Genomic DNA, 15,386 nt, shown 5'->3' with positions numbered 1-15,386 from the left:
GCCGCGACCAAGCCCTAAGCGGGCTTGGTCAGCGCGGTCCAAGCCTGATACTGCGTCAAGAACACCCGCCCGTTCAGATGCGCCAACAGCTCGCTGCCGCGCATCCGGTCCATCACCGGGCCTTTCACCTCGGACAGATGAAAGCCTACGCCCATGCTGATAAAGCGGGTGTTGATCGCCTCTAGTGCCTCTAGTGCCGAAAGGTCGATCTCGTTCACCGCGCCGCACATCAAGATCACATGCCGCACCGGGCAATTGGCGGCAACGCGGTTCAGCATGTAATCCTCAAGAAACCGCGCATTGGCGAAATACAGGCTCTCATCCACCCGCAGCGTCACCACGGCCGGATCGGTCAGCACGGCATGGCGGTTGATGTTGCGAAAATGCTCGGTCCCCGGCACCAGCCCCACCTCGGCCACATGCGGGCGCGAGGTTTTGTAAAGAAACAGCAGCAACGAGATCAGCACCCCGCCCGAAACCCCGATCTCAACCCCAAAGCCCAAGGTCGCCAAAATCGTCACCAGCACGGCGGCGAAATCGGCCTTGGAATAGGCCCAAGCCCGCGTCAGGATCGAGAAATCCACAAGGCTCAGCACCGCCACAATGATCGTGGCCGCCAGCGTCGCCTTGGGCAGGTAATAGACCAAAGGCGTCAGCGCCACGGCAGCAATCGCCAGACCAACGGCGGTAAAGGCCCCCGCCGCTGGCGTCTCGGCCCCCGCATCATAATTCACCACCGAGCGCGCAAATCCCCCCGTCACCGGATAGCCGCCGGTAAAGGCCGCCCCGATATTGGCCATGCCAAGCCCGATCAATTCCTGATCCGGCACAATACGTTGCCGCTTTTTCGCGGCCAAGGTTTGCGCCACCGAGATCGATTCCACAAAGCCGATGATCGAGATCAGCAGCGCCGGCAGCAACAGATCGCCAATCAGCTTTGGCGAAAACGAAGGCAGTGTCAGCGGCGGCAATTGCTGTGGCACGCTGCCCACAATCGACACGCCATGCTCGCCCAGATTAAACCCCCAAGCCAGCAGGGTGGTGACCACAACCGCAGCCACGGGCCCCGCCTTTGACGCCACCTCGACCGATTTTCCTCGCCAGCCGCGCGCCAGCAGCAGCGCCTTTAGCCCGCCGCGCCGCACCCAAAACAAAAACGCCGTCGCCGAGCCGCCAATCGCCAGCGTGATCAGGCTGGTATTGCCCAGATGCGACAGAAACGACGGCAGCACCTGCACCAAAGTCTCGCCCTCGGCCTTGACGCCAAAGATCGACTTCATCTGGCTCATCGCGATCAACAGGCCCGAGGCGGTGATGAAACCAGACACCACCGTATGGGACAGAAAATTCGCGATAAACCCCAGCCGAAACACCCCCAAGGCCAGCAGCATCAGCCCCGACAACAGCGCAAGCGTCAGTGCGGCCGTGGCATAATCTGCCGTGCCCGCCTCGGCCACCTTGCCAATCGTCGCCGCCGTCATCAGCGACACCACCGCCACCGGCCCCACCGCCAGCGCGCGGCTGGTGCCAAAGACCGCGTAAAGCATGATCGGCAGGATCGAGGCATAGATCCCCGCCTCGGGCGGCAGACCCGCAAGCATGGCATAGGCCAAAGATTGCGGAATAAGCATGATGGTGACGATCAGCGCCGCGACCAGATCATTCGACAGGCTGGCGCGCGAATAGGTTTTGCCCCAGTCTAGAATGGGCAAATAGCGCAGCAAGGGGCGGAAATTCATAACGTTAGGCTTTCTTTTTCTTCTCGGTCACAAAAGAGGTGGCGACCATTCCCAGCGCCATTGCGGCGATAAAGGTCCAAACCTCGGGCAGCAGGGTGCCAAGGGCAGGCAGCGCGCCGCCCGGACAAAATCCGGTGATGCCCCAGCCAATGCCAAAAATCGCAGCGCCGCCGATCAGCCGCGCGTCGATCACGCGGCTGGTGGGCAGCGTGAATGTGCTGTCAAACAGCGGCATGCCCTTGGGCAGAACCAGCCGGTAGCCCACAAAGGTCACCGCCAGCGCGCCGCCCATCACAAAGGCAAGACTTGGGTCCCAAGTGCCGGTGATGTCAAAGAAATTCAAGACCTTGGCAGGGTTTGCCATGCCCGCCACCGCAATGCCGGTGCCAAAGATCACGCCGATAAGATAGGTTACGATCAGACGCATTTATGCCCCCACCACATGGCGCAGCACATAGACAGTGGCGACGCTAAATCCCATGAAAACCAGCACGGCCACCAAAGAGCGTGGCGACATCCGCGCCAGCCCGCAGACCCCATGCCCCGAGGTGCAGCCCGCCCCCAAAGTCACGCCAATGCCCACCAAAACCCCGCCCACAACCAGCGCGTTATGGCTCATCTCGGCCTCGACCACCGGCATCTTGCCCGTAGCCAGAAACACCACCCAAGGCCCGGTCATCATGCCAAGGATCACAGCGACCCGCCACAGCCAGTCTTTTTGCGAGGCAGGCGCGAAGACGCCAGCCAAAATGCCAGTGGCCCCCATGACGCGACCCAAGGTCAACATCAAAAGCACGGCCGACAGGCCAATCAAGCTGCCGCCAAACAGCGATTGCAGCGGCGTAAATGCGGTTTCCAAAGCGACACTCCTCTCGGTCTTTCGCGCCTGATGCGCGTTGCGGCACAGGCTAAGACAGATAGGACTGAAATTACATCTATAAAGATGAATGTGGGAATATTATTTCCGCAACGCCCGCGCCACACCGCGCAATTCCGCCAGCCCGCGCATCCGCCCGATCAGCGGATAGCCGGGATGGGTGGCGCGGCCAATATCGGCCAAAAGATCATGGCCGTGATCGGGGCGCATCGGCAGGGGGGTATCGCGCCCTGCCTCGGCCGCCAGCAGCGCCGCGATCAGCGCCACCATATCGGTGTCGCCGTCCAGATGGGCTGCCTCTTCAAAGGATCCATCGGGCTCTTTGCGCACATTGCGCAGATGCGCGAACCAGATCCGATCGGCAAAGCGGCGGGCAATCGCGGGCACATCATTGGCCGGATTGGCGCCCAATGACCCCGAACACAGCGTCAAGCCATTGGCCGGATCATCCACCGCTGCCAGGACCCAAGCGATATCTTCGGCAGTCGAGACAATGCGCGGCAGCCCCAGAATATCGCGCGGCGGATCGTCGGGATGCACGCAAAGCCGCATGCCCAATTCGGCGGCACAAGGCACCACCTCTTGCAAAAAGCGTTTGTAATTGGCGCGCAGCTCGTCGCGGCCAATGCCCTGATAAAGCTTTAGCGCCGCGCGCAGCCCTGCGATGTCATAGCGGTCATAGGCCCCGGGCAGGCCCGACATGATCGCATGCAGCAGACCTTCGCGCGTGGCCTCATCGGCAGATTGAAACCAAGCCGCCCCGCGCGCGCGCACCGCGGCGGGATAATCGGCCTCTGCCTCGGCGCGGCCCAACATATTGATCTCGAAGGCCGCCATCTTATAGGCCTCAAAGCGCAAACAGGCCCCGCCACCGGCTACGGGGGCCTTAAGGTCGGTGCGGGTCCAATCCAGCAGCGGCATAAAGTTGTAACAGATCACCTTGACGCCCTCGGCCGCCAAATTGCGCAGGCTGTCGCGGTAATTGGCGAAAAGCGGTGCCAGATCGCCCTCGCCGCGTTTGATCCGCTCGTGGATCGGCAGGCTTTCGACCACCTCCCAAGTGAAACCCGCAGCCTCGATCATGGCGCGGCGCGCCGCAATCGCCTCGCGCGGCCAGACCTCGCCATAGCTGATCTCGTGCAGGGCGGTCACGATCCCAGTCGCACCGGTCTGGGCGATTTCGGGCAGGGTGATGGCATCCAAAGGGCCAAACCAGCGCCAGCTTTCGATCATCTTACGCGTTCCTTGTCAGAGTTTGGGTCACAGCTGTCCGCGCGCCCAAGCGATGCAATTGCGCATAGCTGCGGCGCAGGATCGGGTCAATCTGGGCGGCTTGGGCGGCCGAGAATACCGCGCGCTCTGCCAAAAGCGCGCCCACCGGATCGGCGCTATTGGCTGCCAGATGCAGAGCTGCGGCCATCGGATCTTTGACCTCGATCGCAGCCCCCGCCTCATCGCGGCCCGAGACATAGCGCATCCAGCCCGCCACCGCCAAAGCCAGACCGGGGCAATCGCCCTTGGCCTCGGCCATGGTGCCCAAAATCCGCTGCGGCAGCTTTTGGCTGCCATCCATCGCGATTTGCCAGCAGCGGTGCCGGATCGCGGGGTTTTGATAGCGCGCCAGCAAGGCCGCCGCATAGGCTTGCAGCTCGACGCCTTGCGGCGGGGTCAGCACCGGCGTGATCTCGGCCCAAAGCAGCTGCGCGAAGGCGGCAAAATCGGGGTCGGCGACGGTGTCCGAGATGGTCTCGAACCCCGCCAGATAGCCCAGATAGGCAAGGGCCGAATGCGTGCCGTTCAGCATCCGCAGCTTCATCAGCTCGAAAGGCGCGACATGCCTGACCATCTGCACGCCGACGGCGGCAAAATCGGGCCGCGCGCCGCCTACAAAATCATCCTCGATCACCCATTGCCGAAAGGGTTCATGGATCACCGGGGCGGCATCCAGCAGGCCCGTGGCCGTGGTCACCCGCGCCAGATCCTCGGGCTTGGTCGCAGGCACGATCCTGTCAACCATCGTGGCGGGAAAGCGCGCGTTTTGGGCGATCCAATCGGCCAAATCGGCGTCAAGCGCGCGGGCAAACTGCAAAACCACGCCGCGCAGCACCGCACCATTATGCGGCAGGTTATCGCAAGACAGCAGGGTAAAGGGCGCCACCCCCGCTTGGCGGCGCAGGGCCAAGGCCCGCACCAAATAGCCAATCGCCGAGCGCGGCAGCGGGTTCGCCAAATCCTGCACAATATCGGGATGGTCAAAGTTCAGCGCGCCGCTGGCGGGCAGGTGGCAATAGCCTTTCTCTGTCACCGTCAGGCTGACAATGCGCACCGCAGGATCGGCCATAGCCGCCAGCAGCGCCGCAGGGTCTTCGGGGGCGACAAGGATATTTTCAATCACATCAACGATCTGCGCGGTATCGCCTTTGGGGCCAGCCTCAAGCGCTGTATAAGCAAAGCCTTGCGGCGCAAGCCTGTCGCGCATGCCCGCCGATTGCAGGCTTGCCGCCAGAATGCCCCAATCGCCGCCCGAGGCCGCCATGGCTTCGGCCACATAAATCGCCCCATGCGCGCGGAAAAACGCGCCAAGGCCCAGATGCACAATGCCAACCGCTGGCCGCAAACCCGCCCTGCGTGTCACCCTATCTTGCAAGCCAGCCTCCATCGACATTCAGCACCGCGCCGTGGATATAGTTTGCCGCAGCCGACGCAAGGAAAACCGCAGCGCCGGCGATGTCGCTGGCCTCGCCCCAACGCCCTGCGGGGATGCGGTCTAAAATTGCAGCGTTGCGGGCCGGATCGGCGCGCAGGGCTGCGGTGTTATTGGTGGCAATATAGCCCGGTGCAATCGCATTGACGTTGATGCCCCGCGCCGCCCATTCATTGGCAAGCGCCTTGGTCAGCCCGGCAACCCCATGTTTTGACGCGGTATAAGACGGCACCCGAATGCCGCCCTGAAACGACAACAGCGAGGCTATATTGACGATCTTGCCGCTTGCCTTGCGGGCAAAGATCGCGCGGGCAAAGGCTTGGGCGGTAAAGAACTGCGCCTTCAGGTTGGTGTCGATCACCGCGTCCCAATCGTCTTCGCTGAAATCCACCGCATCGGCGCGGCGAATGATGCCTGCGTTATTGACCAAAATATCAACCGCTTGGCCCGCAAAGGCGTCGCGCGCGGCCAGCGGGTCGCTGAAATCCAACGCCAAGACCTGCGCCTTTGGGATCAGCGCCAAGGTCGCTTCGGGGTGCGTGCGGCCAGCCAAGATCAGCTCGGCCCCCGCCTGCGCAAGCCCCAGCGCAACGGCTTGGCCGATGCCGGTGTTGGCGCCGGTGATCAGTGCGCGCTTGCCCTGCAACGAAAACAGCGTCACCGCAGCGCCTCCATCGCCACCATATCGACATCGCGGTAATCGGTGTTATCGCCCGCCATCGCCCAGCAAAACGAATAGCTGCCGGTACCTGCACCGCAATGGATCGACCAAGGTGGCGAGATCACCGCCTCTTCATTGGCCACCACCAGATGGCGGGTTTCTTGCGGAGCCCCCATGATGTGAAATACCCGCTGGGCCGGGTCGAGGTCGAAGTAAAGATAGGCCTCCATCCGCCGATCATGCAGATGGGCGGGCATGGTGTTCCAAACCGATCCGCCGTGAAACTGGGTGTAGCCCATCACCAGCTGACAGCTTTGCATCACCTCGGGGTGGACAAACTGAAAGATGGTGCGGTCATTTGCGGTCTCGGGCGCGCCGGTGCGAAAGGATTTCGCGTCTTTGATCGTGATCAGCCGCGCCGGATAGGCGGCATGGGCTGGCGCTGACAGAATATAAAACCGCCCCGCGCCCGAAAACCGCACCGGGCCAGAGCCCAGCCCCAGATAAACCACATCGCCCTTGCCCATCGCATAGTCAACGCCTGCAGCCGAAACCACGCCCGCGCCGCCGACGTTCAAAACCGCCATCTCGCGCCGATCCAACACCGAAGCCGTGCCGCATTCCTTGACATGATCGAGCAGCAGATCCGCGCCATCCGGCACCGCCGCCCCCACAATCATGCGGTCATAATGGCTATAGATCAGCCGGATTTGCCCCGCCGCAAACAGACCACCTGCATGAAAATGCGCCCGCAGGCCCGTGGTGTCCAGCGCCTTGGCCGAGGCCGGATCAATCGCATAGCGGGTCTCAACGGTCAGCATAACGGCTTCCTTTCAAAGAAAATCTTCGCGCATCGGCGCAAAGCTGTCGATCAGCACGCCAGCCTCAAGGCAGAGGCAGCCGTGCGGTTGATGGGCCGCGATCATCAGGCTGTCGCCCGCGGCAAGATCGACCACCTCATCGCCGCGGGTAAAGCGAAAGCGGCCCGACTGCACATAGCTTGCCTGCACATGCGGGTGTTGATGCAGTGCGCCGATGGCCCCGGTTGCAAAGCGAAACTCCACCAGCATCAGCGCCGGGTTTTGTGCCAAAACCTGCCGCGTCACCCCTTCGGCTGTGGGAACAATCGGCGCGCGCATCAGTGGAACAACGACGGCAGCCAAAGCGATAGCGCAGGCACATAGGTGACCATCAGCAAGGTCGCCACGGCCGCGCCATAAAACGGCCAGATCGTGCGCATCGCCTGCGAAATCGGAATGCGCCCCACCGCGCAGCCGACAAACAGCACCGCCCCCACTGGTGGCGTGCAAAGCCCGATGCCAAGGTTCAAGATCAAGATCACTCCGAAATGCACCGGATCCACACCAAAGGCTTGTGCGACGGGCAGGAAAATCGGCGTGGTGATCACGATCAGCGGTGACATATCCATAAAGGTGCCAAGGATCAGCAGCACCACATTCAGCAGCAACAAAATCACAATCGGATTGTCCGACACGCCTTGCAGCATCGCCACCATCTGCGCCGGCACCCGGGTATAGGCCAAAAGCCAGCCAAAAGACGCCGCACAGCCGATCACCATCAACACCATCGCAGTGGTGCGCACGGCGGCAAAGGTGGCCTCGACAAAGTCATGCCAGCTAAGCGAGCGATAGACAAAAAACGTGATCAATGCGGCATAGACCACCGCGATATTCGAAGATTCCGAGGCGGTGAATATCCCCGAACGTACGCCGCCAAAGATGATCAAGATCAGAATAAGCCCCGGCACCGCCGAGGTGAAAATCTGCCCCAAGGCCGCCCAACCCGGAAAAGCCTCGGTCGGATAGCCGCGGCTTTTGGCGACGAAATAGGCCGCGATCATCAAGCTTAGTGCCAAGATCAGCCCCGGAATAATCCCCGCCGTGAACAGATCGGCGATCGAGATTTTGCCGCCTGCCGAGATCGAATAGATGATCATATTATGGCTGGGCGGGATCATCAGCGCGATGATCGAGCCGACCACCGTCAGGTTCACCGCGTAATCGACATCATAGCCGCGCGCCTTCATCTGCGGCACCATCAGCCCGCCCACCGCACTTGCATCCGCCGCAGCCGAGCCCGAGACCCCGCCAAACATCACGCTGGCCAGCACGTTCACTTGCCCCAAACCGCCGCGCAAATGCCCGACCATCGCGCCCGCCAGCGCCACCAGACGCCGCGCAATATCGCCGCGGACCATCAGATCGCCAGCAAAGATAAAGAAGGGAATTGCCATCAGCGCAAAGACCGAAACCCCCGAATTCAACCGCTGAAACACCACCACCGGCGGCAGCCCCAGATAGACCACCGTGGCAAAGCTGGAAATCCCCAGACAAAAGGCCACCGGCGTGCCGATCAGCAACAAAAAGCTGAAACTGCCAAAAAGCACCCAAAGTTCCATGCTAGCTCTCCATCTCGGTTTCGCCAAAGCGCGCGGTCGGAAGGCCAGCGGCGCGGCGGGCAATGCGTTCGATCGAGAATAACATCACCAGCACCCCGCCCGCGATTACTGGCAGGAAATCAAACGCGCCGGAAATGCCCAAAGAGGGCACATTATGGCCCGCAGCATTTTGCGCCAACTGCACGCCAAACCACAGCATGCCCGCGCCAAAGCCCGTGACCGCCAGATCCGAAATCGTGTAAAGCCACAGCTTGGCCGTATTGGGCAGCACATAAAGCAGCACATCAAACGACAGGTGATAGCCTTCGCGAATGCCGACAGCGGCGCCTAGAAAGATAAACCAGCCCATGATCAGCACCGAAGCGGGTTCGGACCAGATCAGACTTGAATTCAGAATGTAGCGAAAAAACACTTGGGCTGCGATGATCACCGTCATCAGGACAAGCCCAATGCCCGCCACCCAAAGCGCTACGCGCGCCAAGATCCCCGTCGCCAAAGCCACGCGTTCCATATGATTTCCCTTGAAAAAGCAGGCCCGCGCAGATCTGCGCGGGCCAAAAGCTGGCTTATTTTGTGGCTTGAATGTCGGCGACCATCTTCTTCAAGACATCCGATGTGACATATTTTTCGTAAACCGGCACCATGGCTTCGATAAACGGTGTCTTGTCGATGTCTTTGATCAGCTGCACGCCTGCGGCCATGACTTTATCTTCCGAGATTTTTTCTTGGGCCGCCCAAAGCTCGCGGTTGATCGGCATCGACTCGCGGGCCGCCTGCCGGACTGCGGCCTGATCTTCGGCACTCAGCTTATCAAAGGACTTTTTCGACATCACCAGAACTTCTGGCACGATCAAATGCTGGTCCAGAGTATAGTATTTCGCGACTTCAAAGTGCCCCGAAGTGTCATAGGATGGCCAGTTGTTCTCGGCGCCATCGATAACGCCGGTCTGGATCGAGGAGTAAACCTCGCCGTAAGGCATCGGGGTTGCGTTGGCACCAAGCGCTGCGACCATATCGACGAACATATCCGATTGCATGACGCGGAATTTCATCCCAGCCATATCGGCGATCGAGGTGATTGGCTTTTCCTTGTTGTAAAAGCTGCGCGAGCCGCCGTCATAAAACGCCAGACCCACCAGATCATGCGCCTCGAAGGCATCAAGGATCTGCTGGCCCACGGGTCCGTCCATCACATTGTGCATATGTTCGGTCGAGCGGAAGATATAGGGCAGCGACGGCACTTGGGTTTCTGGAATGATGTTGTTGAACGGCCCAAGGCTGACGCGGTTCATATCAATCACGCCGAACTGGGTCTGCTCGATGGTGTCTTTTTCCTCGCCAAGCTGGGCCGAGGCAAAGATCTCGATGCAAACGCGGTCGCCGGTGCGTTCGCGCAGCATTTTGTCGATGGCCTTCACCGCTTCCACGGTTGGATAGCCATCGGGATGGGTGTCAGACGAGCGCAAAGTGACTTCGCAAGCACTTGCCGCAGAAGCCAAGGCCGCCGTCGACAGCAAAGCTGCAATAAGGGTCTTCATCTTCATAGTTTTCTCCTCCCAAATAAAGGCTCTCTCAGAGCCGGTAGGCCTTTTTTACAAGGCTGTAGCTAAGGTCGTAGGCGACCTCATAGGCCTCGTCTTCTGCCAGCCGCCCTGTGGCGACAAGTTCAGCGAGGTAGGCGCAATCCACGCGGCGCGCGACGTCATGGCGCGCGGGGATCGAACAAAAGGCGCGGGTGTCGTCGTTAAAGCCGACAGTGTTATAAAACCCTGCCGTTTCGGTGGTGTTTTGACGAAACCGTTTCATGCCTTCGGGGCTATCAAAGAACCACCAGGGTGGCCCCAGTTTCAGCGCGGGATAAACCCCCGCCAAGGGCGCAAGCTCGCGGCTTTGCGTGGTTTCATCCAAGGTAAAGGCGATGATCGACAGCCGCGGGTCGGTGCCAAAGGCATCCAGTAGCGGGCGCAGCGCATGGACGTAATCGGTGCGGCTGGGAATATCAAAGCCCTTGTCGCGGCCAAAGCGCGCCAGCATCGCGCCCGAATGGTTGCGCACAGATCCGGGGTGAATTTGCAGCACCAACCCGTCATCAAGGCTCATCCGCGCCATTTCCGTCAGCATCTGACCGCGAAAGCAATCGGCCTCCTCGGCGCTGGCCTGCCCGCCCTTGACGCGGTCAAACAGCGCCTCTGCTTCTGCGGGCGGCAGGTTTTCTGTGCGTGCCGTGGGGTGGCCGTGGTCGCTAGAGGTCGCGCCAAAGCCGATGAAATAGGCCCGCCGCTTGCGATGCGCTGCCAGATAGCCCGTCCAGGTGCTGCAATCTTCGCCCGTCAATGCGCCAAACTGCGCCAAATTCTCGGCAAATCCGGCAAATTCGGGGTCAACCACCGCGTCGGGGCGGTAGGCAGTGATCACGCGGCCCGACCAGCCGCTTTGCGCGATCATCCGGTGCCAGCGCAGATCGTCGAGCGGGCTTTCGGTGGTGGCGATAACCTCGATGTTAAAGCGTTCAAACAGTGCGCGGGGCAGAAATTCGGGGCGGGTCAGGCAATCGGCGATATGGTCGTAAAACGCATCCGCCGTGGCGGGGCCAAAGCGGTCTTGCAGGCCAAAAACCTCGGCAAAGGCATGGTCGATCCACAAAGACGAAGGTGTGCCGCGCAGCAGGTAGTAATGCTGCGCAAACAGCCGCCAAATCTTGCGGCCGTCAGTTTCCACCGCCCCACCATCGACGCGCGGCACCCCCAGCGACTCGAGCTGCACGCCCTGCGAGCAGAGCATGCGAAACACATAGTGGTCGGGGGTGACAAACAGCTGGGCCGGATCGGGGAAGGGCAGGTTTTCGGCAAACCAGCGCGGGTCGGTATGGCCATGCGGGCTGACAATCGGCAGGGCCTTGACGCTGTCGTAAAGCCCGCGCGCCAGATCCCGCGTGCGCGGGTCGATCGGCAGCAATCTATCGGCGTCCAATTTTGGCAAGGCGGCTCTTCCCGTCATCTAAGGCATCGGTTAAAGTGATTCACAACTAGCATTCTGGTAAACTAATATGCTAGTTTGATGCAAGCATTAATGAGAGGAGGCATCATGTCTGAAACCGCTTTGCTCAGCCCACTCGAGCCGGTGGTCCGCGCTTCAATCGCCGATCAGGTGTTTGATGTGCTGCATCAGCAAGTGCTGTCGCTGGCCTTGCCGCCAGGCACCAAGATGTCAGAGGCCGAGATTGCCAAGCAGCTGAATGTCTCGCGCCAGCCGGTGCGCGATGCGTTTTACCGCTTGTCCAAGCTGGGGTTTTTGCTGATCCAACCGCAAAAGGCGACGCAGGTCAGCCCTATTCATATTCAAGACATCCTGCGGGCGCGCTTTGTGCGCACCTCGATCGAGGTCGAGGTGATGCGCCGCGCAGCACAAGGGCTGACGGCGCAGGCGCTGGCGCAGCTTGACGCCAATCTGGCCGAGCAAAAGCAGACCGTGGCAAGCGGTGATCGCGCGCGCTTTCACCGCTTGGACGACGCCTTTCATCATCTGCTGTGCCAAGGCGCGGGCGTCGGCTTTGTCTGGGAGACCATTCACGAAAACAAAGCCCACACCGACCGCGTGCGCTATCTGTCGCTGTCAGAAGGCTCTGCGCGCGCGATGGAAGGCCATATCCGCATTCTGGCCGCGCTGCGCGCGCGCGATGGCGAGGCGGCGGTGGCGGAATTGCGCACCCATTTGGGCCAGATCGAAGGCATCATCGCCGATCTGCGCGCGGCCAATGCCGCGTGGTTCTCGGACGAGGGCTAGCCGATGCGGATGGTTTTTGTGGGCGAAGCGATGGTCGAACTTGCCCCCGAGGGCGGGCTTTATCGGCGCGGCTTTGCGGGCGATACCTTCAACATGGCATGGTATGCGCAAAAGCTGGCGCCTGACTGGCAAACCGATTTCGTCTCGGCGATAGGCGATGATGCGATCTCGGCCGAATTTTCGGGCTTTGTGGCCGCGGCGGGGATTGGCACCGCCCATCTGCGGGTGATCCCCGAGCGCAGCCTTGGGCTTTACATGATTTCGCTGCAAAACGGCGAGCGCAGCTTTTCCTATTGGCGCAGCCAGTCTGCCGCGCGCCGCTTGGCCGAGGATGCGGCTGCGCTGGACGCGGCTTTTGCAGGGGCCGATCTGGTGGTGTTTTCGGGCATTACGCTGGCGATCCTTGAAGGGCAGGGGCGCGACAGGCTGGCGCAGGCCCTGCAAGCGGTGCGCGCGGCAGGGGCGCGGATTGCCTTTGACCCCAACATCCGGCGCAGGCTTTGGGCCAGCGACGCTGAGATGCGCGCCTGCCTGACCCGCTTTGCTGGCCTGTCTGACATTGTGCTGGCGTCCTTTGACGACGAGGCGGCGCATTTTGGCGACGGTGACCGCCAAGCCACGCTGGCGCGTTATCTGGGCGCGGGGGCTCGGGCGGTGGTGGTCAAGGATGGGGCTGCGCAGATGCTGGCGCAGATCGGTGGCCAAAGCTATGCCCATAGCCCCGACCCGGTGCAAAGCGTCACTGACAGCACCGCAGCGGGTGACAGCTTTAACGCGGGCTTTCTGACCGCTTGGCTGGCCGGTCAGCCGGTCGAGGCGGCACTTGCGGCGGGGGCGGCACTTGCGGGCCGCGTGATCCAATACCGCGGCGCATTGGCACAGCAGGCGCTGGCCTAGGCCGGCGATCTTGTCTTTGGCGCTGGCCTGCCGCATTCTGCCGGCCTCAACTTTGAAAGGCCGCAAGATGGATCCCGATTTTTGGCACGCGCGGTGGAGCCAAAACCAGATCGGCTTTCACGAGCCGCAAGAAAACCCGCTGTTGCTTGCGCATATTCAGGCCCTTGCCTTGGCGCCACAAGCGCGGGTGTTTTTGCCGCTTTGTGGCAAGACCAAAGACATCGGCTGGCTGTTGTCACAAGGCATCCAAGTGGCGGGGGCCGAGTTAAGCCCGCTTGCCGTCGATCAGCTGTTTGCCGATCTGGGCGTGGTGCCTGCGATCACCCAGCAGGGCGAGTTGCGCTGCTATCAGGCCGATGGGCTGACGGTCTTTGCGGGCGATATCTTTGCGCTGACGCCGGATCTGCTGGGGCACATTGATGCGGTCTATGACCGCGCGGCCTTGGTGGCGCTGCCCGCCGCGATGCGGCAGCGCTACGCAGCCCATCTGACCGCGCTGACGCAAAGCGCGCCGCAGTTGCTGATCTGTTTTGCCTATGACCAAAGCCGCTTTTCCGGCCCGCCGTTTTCGGTTTCAGGGCAAGAGGTCACAAGCCTTTATGGCGCGCGCTATGACATCCGCGCCTTGGCGGATCAGCCTGCGAAGGGTGGGCTGCAAGCCCGCGCTGCCTCCGAGCAGGTCTGGCATCTGACGCCAAAGCGCTAAAGCCCTGAAGCGCTAAAGCTGCACCACCGGCCCAGCTGCGGCGGCGGCATCTTCGCCGTCATGGGTGACCAGCAACACCGGCAAGGCGCGGGCGCGGGCATGGTCAAAGACAAAGCTGCGGATCTCGGCGCGCAGACCTGCATCAAGCCGAGAGAAGGGCTCGTCCAGCAGCAGGGCTTGCGGTTCGGCCAGCAGGGTGCGCATTAGGGCCGCGCGCGCGCGCTGCCCGCCCGAAAGCGTGGCGGGATCGCGGTTGTAAAACCCCGCAAGCCCCGCCGTCTGCAAGGCCGCCTCGACAGCGGCGCGGCGTGCTGCGCGCCCGCGCAGTGCGGCGGTCAAGCCAAAGGCCAGATTGTCGCCCACCGACAAATGGCCAAACATCACCGCGTCTTGAAACATCATGCCGATGCCGCGCGCCTCGGCGGGCAGGGTGGTCAGATCGCGCCCGCCCAGCCAAATGCGCCCGCTTTGCACAAAACCCGGCGCCAAATGCCCGGCAATCGCATCCAGCAGCGTCGATTTCCCCACCCCCGAAGGCCCCATCACCGTGACCACCGCCGCAGGTGCCACCGTCAGCGTCAGCGGCGCAAACAGCGCTGGCCCGCCGCGCGGGCTGATCGTCAGTGCCTCGATCTGCAAGGCCATCACATCCCCCCCCGCAAAGCCCGCCGGTTGCGATAAAGCACGCGCGGCACCGCCAGCGCCAGCCCATAAGCCGCAAAGGGCAGCGCCGCTTGCAGCACCGCATAGGTGCCAACCACCCGCCTGTCAGAGCCAGACGCCAGCGTCACCGCCTCGGTCGCAAGCGTTGCAATCCGCCCCGCTCCCATGAACAGCGTCGGCAGATATTGCGCCACCGAAACCGCAAAGCCAATCGCTGCGGCCACCAAGATCGGCCCCAAAAGGGCGGGCAGCTTGACCGAAAACAGCCGCCGATTGGCCCCCGCCCCCAAGCTTGCCGCCGTGCGGATCAGCGCTGGATCCAGCGCGCGCCAAGGCTCTGACAGCGCAATCATCACATAGGGAAACACGAACAAAGCCTGCGCCCAGATCACCGCCGCCACACCGCCCGTCAGCCCCATGCGCAAAAACAAAAGGTTCAGCCCATAAAGAAACCCGATCTGCGGCAGCAACAGCGGCAGATAGATCAGCGCGGTCGCCCAAGCAGCCCTTGGCGCGCGGCTGCGGTCTTCGGCCTCAAGCCAAGCCACCGCCAGCGTCAGGCAAAGCGCTGTCACCGCCAGCCCCAGCCCAAGCGTATACCCCGCCGCGCGGCCCCAACCGCCTTGCGGATTGGCCCAAAGCCGCAGGCTCCAGCTTTCGGGCAGCGGGTCAGGAAAGCTCCAGCGAAAGGCGAAAGACCACAGCAGCAGCACCACAAGGGCTGCAATCCCCAAGCCCAGCACGGCGCTGCCAAAGCCCGCGGCCAGCCGCAGCACGCCCGCCTCTGCACGCCCGCGCCCGCCCCGGCGCAGCCAGATCAGCCCCGCCCGCGCCACCCCCCGCTCGGCCAGTCCCCAGCCCAGCAAGACCAGCGCCACCAGTGCCGCACTCAGCACCGCCGCCGCCGAGGCTGGATAGACCATCGCCAGATCCGGGT

The 15,386-nt window shown here is 62.1% G+C and carries 17 protein-coding genes; 3 read left to right on the top strand and 14 right to left on the bottom strand.

The features are described 5' to 3' along the window. Positions 1 to 14: 14 nt before the first annotated feature. From V7Q10_RS05430 to uxaC, 12 genes are all read right to left on the bottom strand, one after another. The gene (locus V7Q10_RS05430; RefSeq protein WP_333868040.1) at positions 15 to 1,739 is read right to left on the bottom strand and encodes a SulP family inorganic anion transporter; all 1,725 of its coding nucleotides are present in this window, start codon (positions 1,737 to 1,739) and stop codon (positions 15 to 17) included. A 4-nt stretch (positions 1,740 to 1,743) separates the two neighbouring features. Then, positions 1,744 to 2,166 (bottom strand): DUF6691 family protein, encoded by a 423-nt coding sequence (locus V7Q10_RS05425; RefSeq protein ID WP_333868039.1) that lies wholly within the window; start codon positions 2,164 to 2,166, stop codon positions 1,744 to 1,746. After that, on the bottom strand, positions 2,167 to 2,598 hold the full coding sequence (locus V7Q10_RS05420) for a YeeE/YedE family protein (RefSeq protein ID WP_394974050.1): 432 nt from the start codon (positions 2,596 to 2,598) through the stop codon (positions 2,167 to 2,169). 99 nt (positions 2,599 to 2,697) lie between these two features. Next, the gene (gene uxuA / locus V7Q10_RS05415) at positions 2,698 to 3,849 is read right to left on the bottom strand and encodes a mannonate dehydratase (protein ID WP_333868038.1); all 1,152 of its coding nucleotides are present in this window, start codon (positions 3,847 to 3,849) and stop codon (positions 2,698 to 2,700) included. A gap of 1 nt (position 3,850) precedes the next feature. Then, positions 3,851 to 5,275 carry a mannitol dehydrogenase family protein gene (locus V7Q10_RS05410; protein ID WP_333868115.1) on the bottom strand — a complete coding sequence of 475 codons (1,425 nt, stop codon included), beginning with the start codon at positions 5,273 to 5,275 and terminating at the stop codon, positions 3,851 to 3,853. Beyond that, positions 5,253 to 5,981 carry a 2-dehydro-3-deoxy-D-gluconate 5-dehydrogenase KduD gene (gene kduD / locus V7Q10_RS05405; RefSeq protein ID WP_333868037.1) on the bottom strand — a complete coding sequence of 243 codons (729 nt, stop codon included), beginning with the start codon at positions 5,979 to 5,981 and terminating at the stop codon, positions 5,253 to 5,255. Before kduD ends, V7Q10_RS05410 begins: the two co-directional genes overlap by 23 nt. After that, the gene (gene kduI / locus V7Q10_RS05400) at positions 5,978 to 6,802 is read right to left on the bottom strand and encodes a 5-dehydro-4-deoxy-D-glucuronate isomerase (protein ID WP_333868036.1); all 825 of its coding nucleotides are present in this window, start codon (positions 6,800 to 6,802) and stop codon (positions 5,978 to 5,980) included. The genes kduD and kduI overlap by 4 nt, the downstream gene beginning before the upstream one ends. Before the next feature lie 12 nt (positions 6,803 to 6,814). After that, complete coding sequence (locus V7Q10_RS05395; protein WP_333868035.1) at positions 6,815 to 7,120, bottom strand: cupin domain-containing protein; 306 nt, start codon at positions 7,118 to 7,120, stop codon at positions 6,815 to 6,817. After that, positions 7,120 to 8,400 carry a TRAP transporter large permease gene (locus V7Q10_RS05390; RefSeq protein WP_333868034.1) on the bottom strand — a complete coding sequence of 427 codons (1,281 nt, stop codon included), beginning with the start codon at positions 8,398 to 8,400 and terminating at the stop codon, positions 7,120 to 7,122. The genes V7Q10_RS05395 and V7Q10_RS05390 overlap by 1 nt, the downstream gene beginning before the upstream one ends. A gap of 1 nt (position 8,401) precedes the next feature. Then, positions 8,402 to 8,911 (bottom strand): TRAP transporter small permease, encoded by a 510-nt coding sequence (locus V7Q10_RS05385; protein ID WP_333868033.1) that lies wholly within the window; start codon positions 8,909 to 8,911, stop codon positions 8,402 to 8,404. A 55-nt stretch (positions 8,912 to 8,966) separates the two neighbouring features. Continuing rightward, positions 8,967 to 9,944, bottom strand: coding sequence for a TRAP transporter substrate-binding protein (locus V7Q10_RS05380; RefSeq protein WP_333868032.1), 978 nt, complete (start codon positions 9,942 to 9,944; stop codon positions 8,967 to 8,969). A gap of 28 nt (positions 9,945 to 9,972) precedes the next feature. Beyond that, complete coding sequence (uxaC, locus tag V7Q10_RS05375; protein WP_333868031.1) at positions 9,973 to 11,379, bottom strand: glucuronate isomerase; 1,407 nt, start codon at positions 11,377 to 11,379, stop codon at positions 9,973 to 9,975. 105 nt (positions 11,380 to 11,484) lie between these two features. Here uxaC and V7Q10_RS05370 point away from each other — a divergent pair, with 105 nt between their 5' ends. From V7Q10_RS05370 to tmpT, 3 genes are all read left to right on the top strand, one after another. Continuing rightward, a complete protein-coding gene (locus V7Q10_RS05370) occupies positions 11,485 to 12,183 on the top strand; it encodes a GntR family transcriptional regulator (protein WP_333868030.1) in 699 nt (232 codons plus the stop codon). A 3-nt stretch (positions 12,184 to 12,186) separates the two neighbouring features. Continuing rightward, entirely contained in the window at positions 12,187 to 13,080 is an 894-nt protein-coding gene (locus V7Q10_RS05365) for a sugar kinase (RefSeq protein WP_333868029.1), read from the top strand. 67 nt (positions 13,081 to 13,147) lie between these two features. After that, positions 13,148 to 13,786 (top strand): thiopurine S-methyltransferase, encoded by a 639-nt coding sequence (gene tmpT, locus V7Q10_RS05360; RefSeq protein ID WP_333868028.1) that lies wholly within the window; start codon positions 13,148 to 13,150, stop codon positions 13,784 to 13,786. A gap of 12 nt (positions 13,787 to 13,798) precedes the next feature. Here tmpT and V7Q10_RS05355 read toward each other — a convergent pair whose 3' ends face one another. Together V7Q10_RS05355 and V7Q10_RS05350 are read right to left on the bottom strand one after the other, a co-directional pair. Next, complete coding sequence (locus V7Q10_RS05355; RefSeq protein ID WP_442885825.1) at positions 13,799 to 14,431, bottom strand: ATP-binding cassette domain-containing protein; 633 nt, start codon at positions 14,429 to 14,431, stop codon at positions 13,799 to 13,801. After that, positions 14,431 to 15,386 (bottom strand): ABC transporter permease subunit (locus V7Q10_RS05350; RefSeq protein ID WP_333868026.1); only part of this gene is annotated, 956 nt, incomplete at its 5' end. The genes V7Q10_RS05355 and V7Q10_RS05350, both read right to left, overlap by 1 nt.

It is taken from the genome of Cypionkella sp., from assembly GCF_036782355.1.
Classification (GTDB): domain Bacteria; phylum Pseudomonadota; class Alphaproteobacteria; order Rhodobacterales; family Rhodobacteraceae; genus Cypionkella.
This window is presented reverse-complemented; position numbering and strand designations above follow the sequence as displayed.